This is a genomic window from Leptospira biflexa serovar Patoc strain 'Patoc 1 (Paris)', from assembly GCF_000017685.1.
GTDB lineage: Bacteria > Spirochaetota > Leptospiria > Leptospirales > Leptospiraceae > Leptospira_A > Leptospira_A biflexa.
Genome location: NC_010602.1, coordinates 2,334,130 through 2,354,470 on the forward strand (window position 1 = coordinate 2,334,130; position 20,341 = coordinate 2,354,470).

23 protein-coding genes are annotated in these 20,341 nt (G+C 35.5%); 16 read left to right on the plus strand and 7 right to left on the minus strand.

Annotated features, from left to right (window positions below):
* Window positions 1-86 precede the first annotated feature (86 nt).
* From LEPBI_RS11175 to LEPBI_RS11190, 3 genes are all read left to right on the plus strand, one after another.
* The gene (locus LEPBI_RS11175) at window positions 87-341 is read left to right on the plus strand and encodes a hypothetical protein (RefSeq protein ID WP_012389224.1); all 255 of its coding nucleotides are present in this window, start codon (window positions 87-89) and stop codon (window positions 339-341) included.
* Window positions 342-760: 419 nt separating this feature from the next.
* A complete protein-coding gene (locus tag LEPBI_RS11185; protein WP_012389226.1) occupies window positions 761-1,210 on the plus strand; it encodes a hypothetical protein in 450 nt (149 codons plus the stop codon).
* Window positions 1,211-1,302: 92 nt separating this feature from the next.
* Window positions 1,303-1,893, plus strand: coding sequence for a DJ-1/PfpI family protein (locus tag LEPBI_RS11190; protein WP_012389227.1), 591 nt, complete (start codon window positions 1,303-1,305; stop codon window positions 1,891-1,893).
* Window positions 1,894-2,322: 429 nt separating this feature from the next.
* Here LEPBI_RS11190 and LEPBI_RS11195 read toward each other — a convergent pair whose 3' ends face one another.
* Window positions 2,323-2,916, minus strand: a complete 594-nt coding sequence (locus tag LEPBI_RS11195; protein ID WP_012389228.1) for a glutathione S-transferase family protein — start codon at window positions 2,914-2,916, stop codon at window positions 2,323-2,325.
* A gap of 406 nt (window positions 2,917-3,322) precedes the next feature.
* On the opposite strand from LEPBI_RS11195, the gene LEPBI_RS11200 reads away from it, so the two are divergent.
* The 3 genes from LEPBI_RS11200 (at window position 3,323) to LEPBI_RS11210 (ending at window position 5,237) form a co-directional block, all read left to right on the plus strand.
* Window positions 3,323-3,649 (plus strand): DMT family transporter, encoded by a 327-nt coding sequence (locus LEPBI_RS11200; protein WP_012389229.1) that lies wholly within the window; start codon window positions 3,323-3,325, stop codon window positions 3,647-3,649.
* 24 nt (window positions 3,650-3,673) lie between these two features.
* Window positions 3,674-4,177 (plus strand): MepB family protein, encoded by a 504-nt coding sequence (locus LEPBI_RS11205; RefSeq protein WP_012389230.1) that lies wholly within the window; start codon window positions 3,674-3,676, stop codon window positions 4,175-4,177.
* A 226-nt stretch (window positions 4,178-4,403) separates the two neighbouring features.
* Window positions 4,404-5,237, plus strand: a complete 834-nt coding sequence (locus tag LEPBI_RS11210; protein ID WP_012389231.1) for an acyl-CoA thioesterase — start codon at window positions 4,404-4,406, stop codon at window positions 5,235-5,237.
* Here LEPBI_RS11210 and LEPBI_RS11215 read toward each other — a convergent pair.
* Window positions 5,227-5,958 (minus strand): pseudouridine synthase, encoded by a 732-nt coding sequence (locus LEPBI_RS11215; RefSeq protein WP_012389232.1) that lies wholly within the window; start codon window positions 5,956-5,958, stop codon window positions 5,227-5,229. The two genes, LEPBI_RS11210 and LEPBI_RS11215, sit on opposite strands and share 11 nt — an antisense overlap.
* A 115-nt stretch (window positions 5,959-6,073) precedes the next feature.
* Between LEPBI_RS11215 and LEPBI_RS11220 the strand changes: the two genes are divergently transcribed.
* Genes LEPBI_RS11220 through LEPBI_RS11240 form a run of 5 tightly spaced genes read left to right on the plus strand, consistent with a single transcriptional unit; the run spans window position 6,074 to window position 11,591 of the window.
* Window positions 6,074-7,876, plus strand: a complete 1,803-nt coding sequence (locus LEPBI_RS11220) for an ABC transporter ATP-binding protein (RefSeq protein WP_012389233.1) — start codon at window positions 6,074-6,076, stop codon at window positions 7,874-7,876.
* Between the two features lie 60 nt (window positions 7,877-7,936).
* Entirely contained in the window at window positions 7,937-9,061 is a 1,125-nt protein-coding gene (locus tag LEPBI_RS11225; protein ID WP_012389234.1) for a methyl-accepting chemotaxis protein, read from the plus strand.
* Window positions 9,062-9,076: 15 nt separating this feature from the next.
* Window positions 9,077-9,334 (plus strand): hypothetical protein, encoded by a 258-nt coding sequence (locus LEPBI_RS11230; protein WP_012389235.1) that lies wholly within the window; start codon window positions 9,077-9,079, stop codon window positions 9,332-9,334.
* Between the two features lie 9 nt (window positions 9,335-9,343).
* Entirely contained in the window at window positions 9,344-10,024 is a 681-nt protein-coding gene (locus tag LEPBI_RS11235; protein WP_012389236.1) for a hypothetical protein, read from the plus strand.
* Window positions 10,025-10,070: 46 nt separating this feature from the next.
* Window positions 10,071-11,591 carry an SDR family oxidoreductase gene (locus LEPBI_RS11240; protein ID WP_012389237.1) on the plus strand — a complete coding sequence of 507 codons (1,521 nt, stop codon included), beginning with the start codon at window positions 10,071-10,073 and terminating at the stop codon, window positions 11,589-11,591.
* A gap of 116 nt (window positions 11,592-11,707) precedes the next feature.
* On the opposite strand, the gene LEPBI_RS11245 is transcribed toward LEPBI_RS11240, so the two are convergent.
* On the minus strand, window positions 11,708-12,208 hold the full coding sequence (locus LEPBI_RS11245) for a DinB family protein (protein WP_012389238.1): 501 nt from the start codon (window positions 12,206-12,208) through the stop codon (window positions 11,708-11,710).
* A 239-nt stretch (window positions 12,209-12,447) separates the two neighbouring features.
* Between LEPBI_RS11245 and LEPBI_RS11250 the strand changes: the two genes are divergently transcribed.
* From LEPBI_RS11250 to LEPBI_RS11265, 4 genes are all read left to right on the plus strand, one after another.
* Window positions 12,448-14,058 carry an ArnT family glycosyltransferase gene (locus tag LEPBI_RS11250; protein WP_338033411.1) on the plus strand — a complete coding sequence of 537 codons (1,611 nt, stop codon included), beginning with the start codon at window positions 12,448-12,450 and terminating at the stop codon, window positions 14,056-14,058.
* The gene (locus LEPBI_RS11255; protein ID WP_012389240.1) at window positions 14,055-14,369 is read left to right on the plus strand and encodes a hypothetical protein; all 315 of its coding nucleotides are present in this window, start codon (window positions 14,055-14,057) and stop codon (window positions 14,367-14,369) included. The genes LEPBI_RS11250 and LEPBI_RS11255 overlap by 4 nt, the downstream gene beginning before the upstream one ends.
* A 25-nt stretch (window positions 14,370-14,394) precedes the next feature.
* On the plus strand, window positions 14,395-15,153 hold the full coding sequence (locus LEPBI_RS11260) for a polyprenol monophosphomannose synthase (RefSeq protein ID WP_012389241.1): 759 nt from the start codon (window positions 14,395-14,397) through the stop codon (window positions 15,151-15,153).
* Between the two features lie 66 nt (window positions 15,154-15,219).
* The gene (locus LEPBI_RS11265) at window positions 15,220-15,567 is read left to right on the plus strand and encodes an STAS domain-containing protein (protein ID WP_012389242.1); all 348 of its coding nucleotides are present in this window, start codon (window positions 15,220-15,222) and stop codon (window positions 15,565-15,567) included.
* Here the strand turns inward: LEPBI_RS11265 and LEPBI_RS19250 are convergent.
* Both LEPBI_RS19250 and LEPBI_RS11270 read right to left on the minus strand, forming a co-directional pair.
* Window positions 15,556-15,792, minus strand: a complete 237-nt coding sequence (locus LEPBI_RS19250; RefSeq protein WP_264365794.1) for an alpha-glucosidase C-terminal domain-containing protein — start codon at window positions 15,790-15,792, stop codon at window positions 15,556-15,558. The genes LEPBI_RS11265 and LEPBI_RS19250 overlap by 12 nt on opposite strands.
* Window positions 15,749-17,200, minus strand: coding sequence for an alpha-glucosidase (locus LEPBI_RS11270; protein WP_012389244.1), 1,452 nt, complete (start codon window positions 17,198-17,200; stop codon window positions 15,749-15,751). The genes LEPBI_RS19250 and LEPBI_RS11270 overlap by 44 nt, the downstream gene beginning before the upstream one ends.
* Window positions 17,201-17,281: 81 nt before the next feature.
* Between LEPBI_RS11270 and speD the strand changes: the two genes are divergently transcribed.
* On the plus strand, window positions 17,282-18,043 hold the full coding sequence (gene speD / locus LEPBI_RS11275) for an adenosylmethionine decarboxylase (protein WP_012389245.1): 762 nt from the start codon (window positions 17,282-17,284) through the stop codon (window positions 18,041-18,043).
* Here the strand turns inward: speD and LEPBI_RS11280 are convergent.
* Both LEPBI_RS11280 and LEPBI_RS11285 read right to left on the minus strand, forming a co-directional pair.
* Window positions 18,040-18,612, minus strand: a complete 573-nt coding sequence (locus tag LEPBI_RS11280; protein ID WP_012476330.1) for a thioredoxin domain-containing protein — start codon at window positions 18,610-18,612, stop codon at window positions 18,040-18,042. The genes speD and LEPBI_RS11280 overlap by 4 nt on opposite strands.
* Window positions 18,599-20,128: a methyl-accepting chemotaxis protein gene (locus LEPBI_RS11285; RefSeq protein ID WP_187148055.1), complete on the minus strand. Its 1,530-nt coding sequence runs from the start codon at window positions 20,126-20,128 to the stop codon at window positions 18,599-18,601. The genes LEPBI_RS11280 and LEPBI_RS11285 overlap by 14 nt, the downstream gene beginning before the upstream one ends.
* Window positions 20,129-20,341: the final 213 nt, after the last annotated feature.

Sequence of the window (20,341 nt, forward strand, 5' to 3'; positions counted from 1 at the left end):
CATGGACTACCTGATGTTATTCGCTCTGACAATGGTCCACCTTTTTCTTCTATGCAATCTCTTTGGGGACTCACTAAGCTCTCAATATGAAAACTACAGAACAAATCTATGTTAAATCTGAAAAGATTTTTGATCCTAATGCTGACCTTCTTATCTCTTATCCTTTTGGATTCAAACAAAGACATGTCAACAATAAAGGATACATCAACTGGAACGGACATCTCATTATGGTCGGAAATCCATTTAACGGTTTTAATGTCGGTATTAAAAAGGAAATTGATTCCGTTTCTATCTGGTTCGGAAATAATAAGTTAGGTTATCTCGATCAAAATTTATTCTAGATTAATCCTGATTCAATTCATACAAAGTTCATAAACCAAGAAAGGTTACTAAAAAGTGTTACCCTTCTCCTGAAGTTTAACCGTTTCCCATCTCTTGAAGTCATACCCAGAAATATTGATGCAATCAGCAAGAAAGTAGAACATTATTCCATAAAGGCAATGTCAAGTAATCTAACAGTTGTATTTTATGGATTAAATCATCCTTATTCTAATGGACTCAAAATTCCAAAGTTTGAATTTGTTCTTTCAGTAATATTCAATAATGGATTGGAACTATTAAAAATATTAGAAATCGATTGGTTTCAATTCTTGAAATTCAAGATATGGCATAAAACAATGAGAGCTTGGAATCATTCCATTACAAAAGAGTTAATTTCGATAGCAAAAAAAATCTTTACCAAAAACGAGGAAGTCTAAAAATGAATGAAACACTTACTATACTTAAATCTACAAGTTTTACAATTCTATCTGCAACTGTAATCTTAGTAATTTCACAATTCCTGAATAATTTTCTTTTTGCTGCTCTCAAAGAATACCAAACCATAAAGGGGAAAATTAGTTATACTCTCATATATACGGGTAACCTATATGGAATAGCAAACGCTAAGTCTAAAAAAAATGATATTACCCAAACAGTGAATGATGGAGCGATCGAACTTCGGAAATTGGCTTGTAGTTTAATTGAAATCCATCAGACAATTCCATTTAAGCAATTATTAACAATTTTACATATTGTTCCCAGTGTAGAGAAAATTAAAAAGGTATCAGGCAATATTATTGGACTTTCAAATTTGCTTTTTGAAGACGATCCATGGGATGACATGAATGAGAAATATATCGAAATAAAAGATTTACTTAATATCCTTTAGAACCGTCCTATAACAACAACTAAACGCTATACTTCGGGACTTACACCCTTGTTCGGTCTACGACATACTAAAAAGGTTTTAAGAGGAAAAAAATGAAAAAAATAAATGTAGGGATACTTGTTTTCAATAATATTGAATTACTAGATTTTACAGGTCCATATGAAGTATTTTCTGTATGCAAAGATCAATCCGATAACTTACTTTTCAATACTTTCTTAATCGGGAAGAACACTGATGTCCTAAATTCTGTCAATGGCCTTAAATACCTTCCTGATTTCGCGATTTTTAATCACCCAAGTTTGGAAATCCTAATTATACCCGGCGGAATTGGAACAAAGGAAATCATGTTTGATAATGAAATTATCAATTGGATTGAACAACTATTTCCAAATTTAAGTTACATCATCACAGTATGTACTGGAGTTCGAGTACTATCCTCTACAAAGTTTATGAACAATTTGGAATACACCACTCATCACGATTGTTTCGAAGAACTAGAAAAAATTTGTACCCAAGGTAATTTAAACAGAAACACACGGTATACTACTGAAGGTAAAATTCTAACTTCTGGAGGCATTTCTGCTGGAATTGACCTATCTCTCCATGTTTTAGAAAAATATTTTGGTAATGAAATAAAAAACAAAACTATGGAATACATGGAATATGGTAACTGGAAAAGCTAACTTTTTTATAACCAAATCACGTCACATAACAGCGACTTACCGTTATGCTTCGGCACTAGGCCTCGCTCGGCCTCCGGTAGATTTGTTAAAATGCAAGAAACCATAAAACTAGAGTTAATCTTCATGATATCAATAATATAGTTTGAACAATTCGGAGATGACAACAAGCTTTACTTTAACAAATAGAATTCAATTGAAAATTATCCTAAAGTAGACCAACAAGAATATAGACCTTATTATGTAGTCTTATATTTCCGATTCCGATGTATTGGAATTGCAAAATTTTCGTAAAAAAATGAATAAAAGCAAACACATTAATTTTAATAACGATTCCCGCCATTAAACAAAATTTTGATTCAATAAAAATAAGTTTTTCGTGAATTCATCATGTTTCAAATTCATTGGAATGTATTGTTAACACGCAAGCTTTTATTGTGTAAATTGTACATACCCAGGAAGGTGTTCAACCCGACTCATCCAATTCACTATATTCGTATATTTACTTAGATCAATATTTCCTTGGTGGCTCAAAGCCAGATATGGATATATAGCAATATCAGCTATACTAACCTCCTGATTCACCAACCAATCTCTACTGGAAAGCATGTTATCCAATATTGATAGAATTTGATCAGTAGTTGATACCGCTTCCTCTAAATCGATTTTTCGGCCAAGTAAGTAATGCATTCGTAATAAGGCAGGTCCTCGAGCAACTTCATTAGTAGCAATCGATAACCAAGATACAATTTCAGCCATATCACTCGGTTCAATTGGGAACCAATGTTCTTTACCGTATTTTCTTGCTAAATAAACTAATATTGCTTGGCTATCGCGAAGGATAATTGAACCATCTTTCAGAACAGGCACTTGTCCAAATGGATTCAACTCTAAAAATTGTTCAGACTTATGCTCTTTATCAATTGGATTTATAAATCGGCTTTCAAATTTTAGATCCAAAAGCGACAACATCAACTTGATTTTATAGCAATTTCCAGATGTTTTAAATTCATAAAATTCGATCATTATCAAATTTATACTTAGTTCTCTAGTGCATTGGCAATGTTTTTTTTGTTTCAAAAAGAAACAAAAACGATTTCCGTTTTTTGCAATCAAAACACATATGAATCAAACTCTTGTTATGCATCAATGTTGGAGAATTGAATTTTCTTTTTGAAATTGTTATTTCTCAATTAAGTAATGATTTTTACGAATTCGACGAATTATTTTGTCCAATACTTATGTTAATGTAATCCAATCTTCTTTTTTAAAATGGCTTAATAATCTTTTTTGAGCATTGTCAATATTTGTTTTCTAGAATTATCTGAATTTTAGTGCAAAAAAATAATAGTATATTATTTCAAATATTCAAACCTTTGAGAACGAGCTTCAACTAATGAGACTAGGAAATTATATCAGGTAGGGTGCGAACATGAATTGGTTTCTTCTGGTTGTTGCAGGTCTATTCGAAGTTTTATTTGCGTTTTGTTTAGGCAAAGCAAAAGAAACAACAGGAAATGAAACGTATTTTTGGTACAGTGGTTTTTTGATTTCACTACTGATCAGTATGGGTTTACTCATTAAAGTGACCCAAAATTTACCAATTGGAACCAGTTATGCAGTTTGGACAGGAATTGGAGCTGTCGGGACAGTTCTCGTTGGTATCCTCTTCTTCAAAGAACCATTAGAATTTTGGCGAGTTTTTTTCCTTTCAACTCTAGTATTGTCAATTGTTGGAATAAAATTTGTATCTCATTAAATTTAAATTTGTAAATTAACATCTGTGATCAAAAACAAAATCCCTATTCAGCTCCAAAGCGCACAGACCTACTTATTTGATCCTTTGAATATTTGTATCACAGAGTTTCAATTAGAAATCGAAAGTGCCGATTACAATGCATGCAGATTTCAGTGCAGTAAAAAGGTTGTCATCTTTAGAAAGGCTAAGGTGACACCGAAAAAAATTGGACAATTTGTTACATTATGGAAAAGAAGTAGCGAAGGTCCGATAGAACCTTTCAAAACAGAAGACGCAATTGATTTATACCTCATCGAAGTTTCAGATAAAAATCGAATTGGTTTTTTTGCATTCTCCAAACAGATATTAAGCGAAAAAGGAATTCTCACTGGAAAATATGAAGGAAAACGAGGTTTCCGTGTATACCCAGCTTGGGACAAACCAACGAATAAACAAGGATTATCAACGCAAAAGTGGCAACTTCCGTTTTTTATCGAAGGTCTAGTAAATCAAAAGAACCCAAAAATGATTCCCCAATTGCAAAACTGATTTTAAAGTCAGTTGAAATTTTAATCTCCAACGAGAATCTAACTTTCCATTTATGAAACTAGCCGAAGTTAGAATGTATGTCCGAACTACACATTGATTAACGGAATGTAGGGCAACTGGTTCACTATTGAAATAGGAACAATTTAGAAATTCCTTTCTTATTGTGAATGAAACAAACATTCCGATTTTTTCTTTACCAATTCAATGCGATAGAAAGAAAGGAGGAATGAACCGAATTTTTCATAAAACCTTAACTACGCGGCATTTCGATTTAGATTGGAATCGACATGTGACAAGTAGAACTTATGAAAAATTTGGTTATGATGCAAGATGTGAATTACTCAAAGAATTTGGATATTCCATAGAACATCTATTAAACAATGGAATCATAATTTTACCAAATAGTTCTAACGTTCTATTTTTAAACCAACAATTCGTAAATTCCGAGATCCAAGTAGAGACGGAAGTATATCGACTTCCAAATTTATCATTATTGTGGAAACAATCCATGATCGGTAACGATGGTAAAAAAGCATGTGAAATCGAATCCATTTCTACATTGATCCAAAATGGATCCCCTCTTCTCGTTAGCGCAATCCCAGAAATACAAAATTTACCACAACATCAGTTTACCATCCATCCGAAACCAATCCAACAAAATACAATTGAACATACTTATTATATTCCCTATAGTGATATGAATTGTTTTTGGATACTACCTGCAGATTCAATTTGGAAAATTTTTGAAGAAGGAAGATTTTTGTTTTTTAAAGAAATTGTAGATCTAGATTTAATTAAAGAAACAGACTCGACTACTTTTTTTATGGGAGGTGAAATTCAAATTTACGAAGAACCATTACCAGGTTCACAAATCAAACTTCTAAGTTGGATTGAAAGTTTTCAAAAAATCAGATTTTATTTCCGGCAGGATATTATTGACAATCAAGGGAAATTATTAGCCAGCATGAAAGACGAACAGCTGTTTGTTTCCTTGTCAAATTCTAAACCGAAGAGAGCACCTTCCGCTTTTTTTGAAAAAATTGAAAGATTTATTGAATGACTGGAATTTTCGTCTTTAGAATTTTTTCTTCAGCCTCTGTTAACTCGCGATAACTCCCCACCTCCAAATCCCTATCTAATTCTAAATTCCCCATTTTGACACGTTTTAAATATTGGACTTCTTTGCCTAAACTTTGAAACATTCTACGTATTTGACGATATTTTCCTTCTCTTAGCCAAACGGTTGCTATATGAGGATTTGATGGATCAGGGATTGCCAATCGAGCTGGTAAGGTTTTATAACCGTCATCCAAAGTAATTCCAGATTCAAATTGACTGATATCAAAAGCGGTTACTGGTGCAGAAATTTCGGCATAGTATTCTTTTTCTACGAAATGTTTTGGCGAAGTATAATAATGTGCCAAAGTTCCATCTGTTGTAAAAAGTAATAATCCTTCCGTTTCTTTATCTAACCTTCCTATCGGAAATAAATTCATATTCCTATGCCTTTCACTTAGATAATCCATGACTGTCTTTTCTCGCGGATCTTCTGTAGCCGTGATACAATCTGGTGCTTTATTCATCATGAAATAATAAAACTCTTTACGGTTCAAAGTTTCATCATAATAAACCACAATATCCGTTAAGGTAATTTTATATCCAGGGTCTTTTACTACAAGCCCGTTGACCTTAACATTCCCTTGGTAAATTTCCTTTTTTACATCGGAGCGGGTTCCAAACCCATAGTTTCCAAGAACTTTATCCAATCTTTCCTTAGCCATATACGATTCACATAGAAACTAGGGTATTAAAATTCGGAAAGTGGATTTCATTGTTTTCCCCAGATTTTTATAAAAAAAGCTATCGAATGAATCAGACAAAAACAATCTAACCAGTATGTTTGGTACTTTTTTTCGTATCGTTCAATCATCTAAAATTGCATTTCAATTAGCTTACAGAAGTTCTCCGATTCTGACATTACTCATTTCGATTTTGACTGTTTTAAACGGATTGTTTCCGTCCACTTTAGTTTGGATCGGAAAAATCATTATCGATTCTATTTTGATCTCAGAAATTAGTTCAGAGAATTGGATCGAGTTACTAAAATCAGAGACTGCGATTTATGTGTATTTAGAAGGTATCATCACCATTATTTTTTTTGGTTCACAGAAATTTTACTTTTTATGCACAACATTACTTCGAATCAAACTTGGGCAAGAAGTGAATGAACGAATTTTATCCAAAGCTATCACTTTAGAACTTTCTCAATTTGAAAATTCAGAGACGTACGATCAGATGACACAAGCAAGGTCGGAAGCATCTTCCAAACCTCTTTCTATGGTGAATCGTTTTTTTACCATTGCACAATCTTCAATCACAATCATCAGTTTTTTTGGATTACTTGTAAAATTATCACCCGTCGCATCAATCATTTTGGTCATTGCTGCAATCCCTACCTTCATTGCGGAAACGAGATTCTCAAATCATAGTTTTCGACTATTTCGCTGGAAAGCAAAAGAAACAAGAGAACAGGTATACCTTGAAACTTTAATGGCGAGAGAGGACAACGCTAAAGAAATATTATTGTTCAACTTGGGAAAAGAATTTTTAAATCGTTACAAACACAATTTTCTAAAAATCTATTCCGAAGACAAAAAACTAACCATCAAAAAGAGTGTTGTAAGTTTCTTTTTGGGCTTAATCAGCCAATTCGCGTTTTATGGATCTTATGTATGGATTGTGAGCCTTGCGTTACAAAAAAAAATCACCTTAGGTGAAATGACAATGTATTTAGTGATCTTTCGGCAAGGACAGACAACATTTGCCAATGCACTTTCTGCCTTTGGAGGAATTTATGAAGATCATTTGTACATCGAAAATCTTATGGAGTTTTTAACTCTACCAATTGTAAAAAAAATTGGAACTTATAAAAATATAAAAAACAAATCTGGAATCATATTTGATCAAGTCTCATTTTTATATCCAGGATCAACCAAGGATTCATTAACTGATGTTAGCTTTGAATTAAAAGCAGGAGAAAAACTGGCTATTGTAGGTGAAAATGGATCCGGAAAAACAACATTAATCAAATTATTAACAAGATTGTATACTCCTTCATCTGGTTCGATTTATCTAGATGGGGTAAATCTTTCTGATTGGGAAGAAGAAACCTTAAAGGAACGATTTGGTGTGATCTTTCAAAACTTTGTCCAATACCAATTCATAGTTGGTGATAATATTGGAATGGGAAATGTCAAACAAGTCCAATCGGAGCAACAATGGATCAGTGCTGCCAAATTAGGAATGGCACATGATTTCGTGACTCGTTTGGACTTAGGATACCAAACACGACTAGGGAAGTGGTTCAAAGATGGACGGGAACTATCAGGTGGCCAATGGCAAAAAATTGCACTATCAAGAGCCTTCATGAGAACAAAGGCAGATATTTTGATTTTGGATGAACCCACCTCAGCAATCGATGCCGAAGCGGAAATGAAGGTATTTGAACATTTCCGAGAACACACAATGGGCAAAACAGTCATATTAATATCACATCGATTTTCTACGGTTCGAATGGCTGACAAAATACTCGTTTTAGAACAAGGCAAAAAAACTGAATGGGGTGATCACGAAACATTACTTTCCAAAAAGGGAAAATACGAGAAACTATTTCGATTGCAACAAGCTGGATATCAATAAGGATCAATTGAACTCCGATATTCAATATAGACCAAAATCTGATTTAGGGATGGCGATGGAATGGATGATAATTATTCAAATTCGGGGATGCGAAAGCTCAAAGAACTAATAGATTCCTTTGGTGAAAGATCAAAAGAAATTGGTTCTGTTGCTTCGTCCATCCAACAAGTTGCCAAACAGACCAACTTACTCGCATTAAATGCCTCAATTGAAGCAGCAAGAGCTGGTGAACATGGTAGAGGTTTTGAAATTGTCGCAAACGAAGTCACTAAATTATCATTTCAAACTTCAGAAGCCACTAAAAAAATATCTGAAATTTTATCCAGGATCAATTTAGAAAATTCAGAAGCCAATGCAGACGTATTGGAAATGGAAAAACAATCCATCATAGAATATGCAGAATTATGGACAAATAATATAGCCAAAGAGCTTGAATCAAAATTTTATATCATGGCTACATCTTTATATGGGCTCAAATTTTTAATCCAAAGTTTGGTTCATGCCAATATTGGTATGAAACGAGAACACCTACTTTTAATTTTACAAGAATATCTCATTCAAAATGAACAACAGTTAGCTTACGCAATCTGCTGCGAACCCAATGTAATAGATGAAAAAGACCACGAATATGCTGGGAAAGAAGGACATGACCCCAATGGAAGGTTTGTGCCTTACTGCCATCGACACACAGGAAGAATTTCCATTGAACCATTACAAGGGTACGACGTTCCAGGAGAAAATGGATGGTATATTTTACCACGTGACCTTGGAGAAGATGTAATGATGGAACCTTACGATTATCCAATTGAAGGAAAAACGGTAAAGATGACAAGTCTTATGACAAATTTATTCCTTCATTCAAAATTTGCAGGAATTTTAGGAGCAGACTTTTCACTGGAACAATTACAAAAGGAATTATCTCCCAAAAGATTATTTGGAATGGGGACAACTTCTCTTGTGACCTTCGAAGGCAATTTTGCATCTCATCCTGAGATTGAAAAATTAGGAACGAAAGTTGACGGGCTTTCAGCTGATGGAATGGATGCGATCCAAAAAGGAGAAAGTTATACTCATGTTGACACAAATCAAATCGTCCGAATCTTAAAACCAGTCCGAATTGGCCAGAGCAAACGACCATGGAGTATCCTTGTAGAATTTAATATTATTGCTGTTTTGAAAAAGTAATTCGTCTAAAGGATAATGGATAAAGCACAAGAAGAACAATTGGAATCTCAGATTGTCACTTTGTATCAAGAGAAAGATGAACTCGAAGCTGAACTTGGTACTTCAGATATTGATTCGATCATATTGGAATTTGAATCTTTAAGTAAAGAGTTGGAATATCTTTATTCCTTTAAAGAAAACTATCGAAAGGTGAATACGAAGTTAATTCAGATAGAAAACATTGAATCCGCTTACATTCCAAATCACAGATTCCATAACAATCTCAACCAATAAGGAATTCATATGGAACTACTATTTATCAAAGAAAAACTCACAGGCCAATCTTTTGTTAGAACTGTATCCGAAAACATTGATGATTGGATGGTTGGATTCGCCCAAAACGAAAACAACAAAGAAAACATCCATTTGTGGTTCGATTCCGTCATAAACCAATTTTTACATATATTGGATGATGTGGAAGACAAGGAAGAATTAAGTGTTCTCCTTTTTTCGAAATATGTAGAACTCAAATGTTATTGGAAACAACTCAACACACAAATTCAATATCAAAATTTTAATCGCGGAGACGCAAATCCTGAACTGATCATCAAGGCTTCGCTCATCACTTATATCCTGATTGCTTTAGAGCCACTCATTCACGAAGAAGATTTAAATGAGATTCAAGAATTTTTAACAAAACCGATCCGTGAACTCATTTTGGAAGAATCATCACCTGAAAACAATCAAAATCATCCAGAAGATTCACAAGTTTATTTATTGGAACAACAACTACATGCTCTTTATTACGACAAAGAGAAATTGTTTCGTCACCTCCGTTGCAATGATACCAAAGAAGTGGTTGTTTTAATTCAGAATATGAGAGAGCAAGTAAAAAGTCTCCAGTTAGAAATGGAAGATTCCTGTGTTTTGGATGGCCATATTCGTTTTACAGGAAAACGTAAAATCAGAATTCAAAAAACCTGATTCCAAAGAGAGTTGCTTACCCCAATGTTCCTAAAATTCTGGTTTTATGGACGTGGATTCTTTAATTCGAGATTTAAAATCTTTATTGGAAGCACCAAAAGATCTCGTTACCATCCCAGAAGAAAAACGTCTTGAGCTCATCATTCTTTGTGGCAAAATTTCGAGACCTGATCGAAACGAAGTTCGGAAACGAAACCGTACGGTTCGAATTGAAAAAAAACAGGTCTTAAAAACCCAAGAAAAACAAAAGACGGCACTAACCGGAATTAGACGGGCGAGAGAATCGACCGTCTTTAAAGCCCCACTCCAAATTTCCAATACTGCCGGTTGGTCCTGGGACAATGCAACCGAATTATCTCAACCCAAACCATGTTATATCTGCAAAACTCCTTTCACCAAACTTCATTTTTTTTATGATTCGATGTGTCCAAATTGCGCAGAGCTCAATTATTCCAAACGATACCAAACTGCTGACTTAAAAGGGACGGTTGCCGTCATCACGGGCTCCCGTTTGAAAATTGGCTACCAAGCAACTCTGTTACTCTTACGAGCTGGGGCACGTGTCATCGCGACAACAAGATTTCCCATTGATTCTGCCATTCGATTCTCAAAAGAATCAGATTATCCGCTATGGAAAGATCGTTTGCAAATATTTGGATTGGATTTACGGCACACACCTAGTGTTGAAATCTTTTGTAAATTTTTAGATAACCATTTGGAGCGATTAGACATTCTCATCAATAATGCAGCACAAACAGTGCGAAGGCCACCAGGTTTTTATGCACATTTACTGGAAACAGAAAAAACCACAATCTCCGATTTACCTGCCGAAGTTCAGAAATTACTCAGTTTTTACCAGCATTGTAAAAACGAATTGGATTCCTATCGTTCCGATGCAGAGATGAAAGATGCCGCTACAGCTCTCGCTGTTAGCTGGAACCATAAAACACCAGGAGTTGGGATTCGTTCTTCGGCCGCACTTTCACAAATCCCTTACTCACATGACAATTCCCATGAACTCGAAGTTGTGTTTCCGGAAGGGAAATTGGATGCCGATCTACAACAAGTAGACCTTCGCAAAACGAATAGTTGGCGATTGAAACTTGGAGAAATCAATACATCCGAAATGTTGGAAGTGCAACTTGTGAATGCAGTCGCTCCATTTGTGTTATGCAATCGATTGGTCGGTCTGATGAGAAAAGATCATACTGGTAAAAAACACATCATCAATGTATCTGCAATGGAAGGAAAATTCCATAGATTTAAAAAAGAAGACAGACACCCTCATACCAATATGGCAAAAGCTGCGCTGAACATGATGACTCATACCTCAGCGGAGGATTTTGCAAAAGATGGAATTTTTATGAATGCCGTGGATACAGGTTGGGTCACTGACGAAGATCCAATCGAACTTGCCAAACGTAAACAGGATCTCCATGACTTCCAACCTCCTCTTGATATTGTTGATGGTGCCGCTAGAGTCGTGGATCCATTGTTTGATGGGGTGAACACAGGCAAACATTGGATTGGAAAATTTTTAAAAGATTATTTCCCAATCGATTGGTAAACTCACATTGCCTAACCAAAAACTTTCTGACGAAAAAATCATTATCAGTTTCCATTAGATTCTCTGACCGAAAAGAAATCCTTCCCCACTATCCAGACAATCCATACGATTTAAGCTCATTTCAAAAATTGATTTGCGTATAACGTTGCAGGCGAATAACCAAAACCTTGGGGCACAGTAAATCCAAAGGCCTTTAAGAGGAAGGCAATGATCGCAAAATGATGCACAGTATGAGAAACTAAAAATAATAGCTCTCTTTCCACCGAGGATGTCACAATTGGTTTTGGTTCCTCAGGATTGTAATTTTGAGAAATGGTGACGGCACCGAGAGGGATTTCATTTTTTTCAAAAATAGAAATTAAATTTTGTAATGAAGAGATTGTTAACAATCGATTGGTTTCAAGAGATTGGTCTCGTTTTCTTTTGTCGTAATCAATGTAACCATCACCTGCACCTTCCAAAAACAAAAGGTAATGTTCGATGATGTGTCGAAAATGTTCCCCAACGGAGGAAGCAGAATCCTTGGGTTTTAATTGGTATAAATCATCAGACAATGCCGTAAGTAAACGAATCCCTTGTTTTAACAGGATTTCATTGTCGCGGAACCAAAAGGACATCTAACTTTATTTAGACCAAATACTTTCGTTCTTGGAAACATCATTTTGGGTAAAAATCCAAAAAAAATCCAATTAAAAACAGTCTTTTGGAAAGATTCAAAAAATTAATTGAAAGGGATTCCATTTTGATGAGATTTCCGTTCATACAGAAAGACAACCTTCCGGATTCATTTTGGGCATTTTTTAGATTATTATATTGACTGACTAGTCAGTATCTTCGCTTATGGTAATTGGTGCCAATGATGCTTTATCCATTCCTACTTTTATTACCTTTCATTTTTGGAACCATACTTGGTATCCCGGATGCCCCATTCCCACAAGGGGATGAAATCATGCACATTCGTTCCATACGGGAAAGTTTATCGTCAGGCAGTTACTTAATTCCGAGTTTATCTGGGTTACCAAATCCTTATAAACCTCCCCTTCTTTTTTGGATGGGAATGGCATCAGATAAAATTTTCGGAATGAGTTACACATCGGAACGACTGGTATCTCTTTTATTTGGAATTGCTACTATGTTCTTACTTTACCGTTTGGTATTCCAAATCAGGAAATCCAAAACAGATGCTTTACTCACGATCATTCTCTTTGGTTTTTCCTTTTTATCCTTGAAATTTTTTGGACTCCTGATGATGGAAGGAGCCATGGTTTTCTTTTTGCTCTACTATTTTTATTCGTTCTATTTTTATAAAAAAACAAAACAGTCTCACTATATTATACTAGGTAGTTTACTTACAGGGATTGGTTATTTATTAAAAGGTCCGATCCTTCACGTTTATATTATTTTGTTTTTGCTCAGTTACTTTTATGTGAAGGTCGTTCGTTTCCAGAAGGGAAAACTATCGCTTCGCCTGAAAGAAATTGTAAATGAAAAATTAATAGTTTTTTCATTTGGATTGACCCTTATCATTCCGATCCTTTGGATTTTATTTTTGTATTTTACGATTCCTGCTGGCAAAGATTTGCTTCGTTTCTTTTTCATTACCGAAAATATCGGCAAGTTCTATTCTGCAAACCAATCAGGCGTTCGAATTTGGTTTGGTTGGATCTTATATACAATTCCATTCACCATCCCATTCCTACAACTCATTGGAAGTAGCATTTCAAAACAAAAACAAACAAAACACCAAAGTTATGTGATGACTTTTTTAGTATTTTTCCTTTTGGTTACAAGTGTACACCTCCTCCCAAACAGAAAAGATCCTTATTACGTCACTCCATTTATTTGTTTCATATTTTTAATACCCTCAATGAGAAATCTCAGCTGGGAATCTCTTTTGATGACAAAAACGAATCAGATTACAAATGTTATCGTTTATTTTATCCTCACTTTTCTTGCGATCATATTAAGATTACCGTATCTATTTATCTTTTCGTTATTAGGAATCGTAGTTTTATCGAGTGCTCGTTATTTTTTCCAAAGCAAAAACAACCAATGGAGAGCTGTTTTTTATTCTCAAATTCTGATCTTACCTCTGATCATCTTCTTTTTGTTAAAACCTATGTCTGATCCTGACTTACGGGATCTCACAGAAGAAGTCGAAGGAAATTCTATATGTGTTGTGGCAGAAAATCCATGGACTGCCATGGATGTCCAAAACAAATTAGTGAATTCTAAAGTACAATTTGCACTCCCATTGACAATCGCTGAGAATTGTTCCCATACCGAATACTTAATCAATTTTGTCGGAACGGAAATACCTAAAGAATTCAGTAAACGCGCCACTTGGTTTCATTGGAAACAACACTTACAAATGAATCCCCAATTATTGATTTCTGCCATTCTCAAGATGGACAAATCAAAATTCCAAACTGAAATTTCATTATGGAAACGAGGTGAACTCAAATGAAGAAGTATGGAATCCTCATTTTACTTTTGTTCTCTGTGACGGTTTGGGATTTATCCAAAAACAACTTTCCAAAATTTGGACAAAAAGTAACAAAAACGGAAGCACCAAAATGCCAATACATGTGCGAGAAAATTCAAAATTGCCTTAGCGAGGATCAAAAAAAATTACAAGATCCGAAACTTGTCCAGTTTGCTTGCGAAATTCTCTGCACAAAACAATACCAATTATTCGATGGGTGTTCTCAATCCATTCTTACGTCCTGCCAATCGGGTGAAATCTGCATTAAAAATTTAACAAAGGGGCTTTTTTAATTTTTAAAAAGTTGAATGACCAGTCATGAAAGATAAAACAAGTATTATACTCCCCACCTACAACGAAGCAGGTAATATCAAAAACTGCGTTGAAACAATCTCAAATATACTAGAAAAAAATAGTTTAAACTTTGAAATCATCATCGTAGATGATAATTCACCTGATGGGACATTCGAAGTAGCCAAAGTGTTAGCAAAATATGACAATCGAATCAAACCATTTGTCAGGACGACCGAAAAAGGTTTGAGTTCTGCTGTTACGTATGGATATGAAAAAGCATCTGGTGAACATTATGTCGTAGTGGATGCTGATTTTCAACATGACTATTCAAAAATCCCAGATGTCATTCGATTGCTGAAGGATAATGATATTGTTGTGGCGACTCGTAGGAGCCAAGATGGCGGTTATGGTAATTTTCCCATCTTACGAAAGTTAGCGAGTCTTTTTGCAACTAAAATTTCTGAGTGGTTATTTCCAGTAAAAATTTCTGATCCCATGAGTGGTTTTTTTGGAATTCGAAAATCCATTTATTTTGATACAAAAGACAAACTGCACCCACGTGGTTATAAGATCCTTTTTGAAATTTTGGGTGTGGTGAAAACGGAAAAAATTGCAGAAATTGGTTATACGTTTGGACTTCGTACATGGGGCCATTCCAAACTTGATTCAGGTGTGATCTTTTATTTCCTTTGGGACTTGATTTCAATCAAATGGTATCAATGGAAACAATCTCACCAATATTTTTTTGGATCCAAAAGAACAAAATCCCATATCCATCCCTAGTGGAACTTGAGAGTCTCTTAAAAAAAAACGTAAAGAATGTTTTTATTTTAAGGTTTATTTTTTATCATGAACCCTAAGGTATTTCGATTGGATTCCGTAGATCTTAATGTGAGGATCAAAATGGTTACGGAATTAACAACAGAAAAAAGTTACCTGATCGAAAGCAATCGTTTGGATTTGTATTCAGCGCAAGGATTGGAGGAAGAGATGACAAAACTCTTTCAGAAAGGAATGAGCGTTATCTACATTGATTTTTCGAATGTAGAAGAAGTTTCCTCAGCAGTTCTTGGTTTATTTTTATACAAAAAAGTAATGTTCCAAAAACAAGGAGTGCGGCTTTTTTTGATCAATGTAAAACCGCAGATCCAAAAGATTTTAAAAATCTTACATTTAAGTGGTCACTTACTTCCTTGACGATTTTTGAGAAACGAGTTCAACAATTGCACCTGAATGGGCAGGTAACGTTACTCCATCTCCTTCCCATATAGCCCCACCAAATACATACAAATCGTTTCCTTTTCCTAAGGAGGTCAAACGCACTTCTTTTGTTCCAAAGTTTAAAAACACACGTAACGTGTTTTCTTTCAGACTACGTTCAAAACACAGAACATCGTCTTTCTCTGTTGGAATTGTTCTCAAACTTCCCTCTCTGATCACCTTCCATTTTTTTCGTAGTTGGAATAGAGTTTGGTAATGTTTCCATAATGAGTCTGAATGTTTTTTTTTGTTCCAATACTGTATTCTTTGGATTGATGGATCCGATCGGTAACCAAGGTACACCCGTTGTGAATCCACCATATTTCGAATCATCCCATAACATTGGCAGACGACAATTGTCACGATTGATATAAATCCCAAGTAAATTACTTAAAAATAAAGGAACAAATGAATTCATTTTCGCAATTGGATCTTTGCCCTTAAAATTGGAAATTTTTCCTTCTCTCAGTCCTATTTCTTCACCATAATAAACGATCGGAACTCCCCTTGCCATAAACTGAAAACAGGCTAATAGTTTTGCTTTCCTTTGGTCTCCACCTAACCGATCTATATAACGCCTCTGGTCATGATTTCCTAATACATAGGTAGGTGTGTAAGGACTCGGAAATATGGTTTCATTTTTTTCCAGTAGATTTCGAAAGAACTTTGATTTGTATTGAAAATGGATCAGTTCAAATTGGAATACTAAATTGAGACCATCTAATTTTTCTCCTAAAAATGATTTGAGTATAGTGTCAGATCCACTCACTTCACCGATGAGGAAAGGTTTTTGTTTGTATTTAGAAATGTGTTTTCGAACTTCTTTGGCAAACGTAAAAGATTCCGATAAGTTTAAGTTGTATTTCTTTTTTTGAAAAAAAGCCTCATCGTGGTTATCTGGTGTTGGGAAAAAACGTAAACTAAATGGATTGTCGCGAAAACTTTCATCTTTATAAATTGAATTGAAGATATCAAGACGAAATCCATCCACGCCTTTTTGTAACCAAAAGTCTAGAACTTTCAACATAGTTTGTTTGACTTTAGGATTTCGATAATTTAGGTCTGGTTGGAAGGATAAAAAATTGCTGTAATAGTATTCTTCTGTCTGTGGATCGTAATTCCATCCTGATTTGCCTACCATGGAGATCCAATTATTGGGTGGTTTTTTTGTACCCTTTCTCCAAATGTAAAAATCACGTTTCGGATTTGAAGTAGAGGACTTAGATTCCAAAAACCAAGGGTGTTTGTCTGAAGTGTGGTTCATCACCATATCGAGGACCACTTTCATCTTTCGTTTGTGGATTTCTTTGATGAGCCGTTCAGTGTCCGCCATCGTGCCAAACCTTGGATCTATGGTTGTGTAATCCGAAATATCATAACCAAAGTCCTCACCTGGACTTCGGTAAAAAGGAGAAAACCAAATGGTTTCAACTCCTAATTCTTGAATCTCGTCCAAACGCCCAAGGATTCCCGCTAAATCACCGATCCCATCCCCGTTCGAATCCTGAAATGACCAAGGGTAAATCTGGTAAATTGAAGTTTGTTTCCACCATTCCATCTTGTTTTCCATGACTTTTCTATCACCCCTTTGTTATTTCAGTTGCTTCTTACCTAATCACCGAATTTCTGTTCTTTATACAAGCAGGTAGCAATGGATAAAGAAAAAATCAAACTTTCCGGTTTCAATAATCTGACAAAAGTTTTGAGTTTTAACCTCTACGATTTTTGCATCACTCTCGATGACGAACAAAAAGGTAGGTATGTTAGTTATATCCACGACAAGTACAATGCGAGTAAAATTACAGAGATTTCAAAAGAGATCGTAAAAAGAATTGATGCCAATATACTATCAGTTTCCGCTCAGGATTACGATCCGGTAGGTGCTTCTGCTATGGTTCTTATGAGCGATGTGAAAGGTGGTGGAAATCCCATCCCATCGACGCAGGTCAGCATGCACCTAGACAAATCACACATCACTGTACACACCTATCCCGATGCGGCCGATCCTGACGGGATTTGTTCTTTCCGCGTGGACATTGACATTTCAACCTGTGGAGAAATCATTCCACTTGATTCCATAAATTATTTGTTTGAAGCCTTCGAATGTGATGTGGTCTATATTGATTATGTAGTGCGAGGTTACACTCGACTTGCCGATGGAAGGAAAATTTATAACGACCATCACTTCAATTCTATCCTCGATTTCATCAAACCAGAAATCAAAAGGAATTATACATTTTTGTCCGACATCAACATGCCACAAGATAATACTTGGCAGACAAAGATGATGATAAAAGAACTAGGTCCTGAAAACTATTTACTCAATCCAGAAGATATCTCGCATCCAGATGTTCAGAACAAAATGAAATTACTTAGAGAAGAGATGAAAGAAGTATATCATATGATCCACTAAAGGATCATTTTTGCATTGGAGCTGATTGCTTTTTGGATTTGTTTCCAATCTTTGTCTTCGAGTTTCGGGAGTGCAAATATTTCTGTGCGATGTGGTGGGATGAGAAAAAATTGAGTCCCATGTTCATCTCTTTGTTTTAAAATAGGATGTTCAGGCAAATAGGCACCTAACCTCCGATACATTTGAATTTCTTCATTGGTTTCAGGACGAAGTGCTTGTATGGACAAGCTAGTCTCGTAATAGGCTAAATAACTTTTAATTGCTTCTTCTGTTTCCTTTGGGTCGGTCACTAAAAAATAAAACGTAAAACTAGTATCAGGGAAACGCATTCGAAACTGGCGAAGAGATTCTAGAGCCATAGGGCATTTTTTCCCACAACCAACTAACCCTGGATAAATCACAATCCAATGGGATTTTGGAACAGACAAAAAACGTTTCTGGCAAACTTCGCAGGGAATGTTACGATATTTACCTGATACCGAATGTAAAAATACACTAAGACCAATCAAAAGTAAAAAAACAAAAAACCAAAGGAAGGTCTGTTTCCATCCTAGATTAAGGATTTTCATGATCAATCATGGCAGAAAGAGTTTCCACTGACTCTTTTAAATTTTCAAAAATCACATTCCCTTTGTCGATAAACGAAATCATTCCCGAGCTCGTATTTAAATTGGTTTGTGTTTTTAAATTTAAATCCATTATGGAATTTGAAATTTCTACCATACTCGTAGATTGTTCTTTGCTCGAAAGTTGCATCTCTTGAGCGATTTGATCCAAAGTTGTGAGAGCATCTTCTTGTTTTTCGAAAGCAGATAGGGTCCCTGATATTTTTTCCGTTAACTCACCCATCCCTACTTCGGAGGATAAAATGGATTTCACAAACCCTTGGACAGTTTGGTTGATTTGGTTGGACTGTTTGAAGCTAATTTGAATGGCCGACTTAATTTTACCTGAAATTGTTGAAATGTTCTTTGTCGCTTCTGCAGTAGAATCGGCTAGTTTTGAAATCTCAGATGCAACCACTGCGAATCCACGGCCGGCATCCCCAGCCCGTGCTGCTTCTATGGAAGCATTTAACGAGAGTAAGTTTACCTTTTCGGCAATGTCTGAAATCAAATCCAATATTTCTTCCATCTTTTCGGAATCATCGACTGCGACTTCCATGGATTGGTAAAGTGTCGAAAATTCCGATTCCGTTTTTTTGACACTTTCTGCTGATTCTTGGATTTTACTTCGCATCACCTCTAATGATTTCACAAACCCTTCGTTCAAGTTGAATAAGTTTCTGTTTAACTCTTCCACTGTTTTAACTTCTTTGATTTGTCGATTGCTACCTTCCAAAATCAATTGGCTGGAAGCAGTGGTTTCTTCTGTCGCAGCGGAGATGGCTTCGATGGATGATGATTGGTTTTGAAAGGAGGACTCAAATTCTTTGACAGCGACTGCAATTTGATTCGAATTTTCTAAATAGGCCTTAGTCCCTTGGGAAACTTCGTCGATGGCAGCGGTAACTCCAGCCATCACGGTTTCTAAATTGGTTTGGGTTTCAATTTGGAGTCTGAGATCAAGGACGGACCTGTAGGAGAAGAAAATTAGAATCCCTGTTTCCATCACAACGAATAATGCATGAGTAAATACTATATCAAGCCCTGTTCCATAACTATACACAATTATTTTTGTCTCAAAAAACACGACACCAAATTCTTGCAGGTAATTACCAACTAAGTGATGTATGGCGATGGTTAAGGCAGCCACCAATAAAACTCGCCAATCCTCATATACAAACAAAATGGCAAGTGCACTGAAAACATGAAAATGCATCTCAATGCGACCAAATTGTGCTTGGATGAGTAAGGCACTGAAGAGCATTAACGCCGCTCCATTCCATGCTCGTAAGAAAAAACTTCCACGGAAGAAACGATAAAACAAAAACGAGAGCGATGATATGATCACAGCGGAAACAGTGACAACAAGGGTTGCACCGTAACCGAGAGAGAGCAATAAAACCAGAGGAATGTGAGCAAAAATTGCGCAAACAAAAAATGTATCAACTTTTTTTTGGCGTTCTAATAGAACCGCTGCCAATCTTAAATCCATATACTATGAGACGTAGGAATGTGTAAAAATACCAGTCAATAAATTTAGAATGGAAACTTGTTTTCAATCTAACCCATTTAATTATATTCTACATCCGTGTATGTCCCTAAACACATAGGATTTTTTCCCAGACAATCTACGGATCGGAAGGTAACTATGGTTTTTAGGGCAAACGTGGACTAGAAATTCTATTCTTTTCCA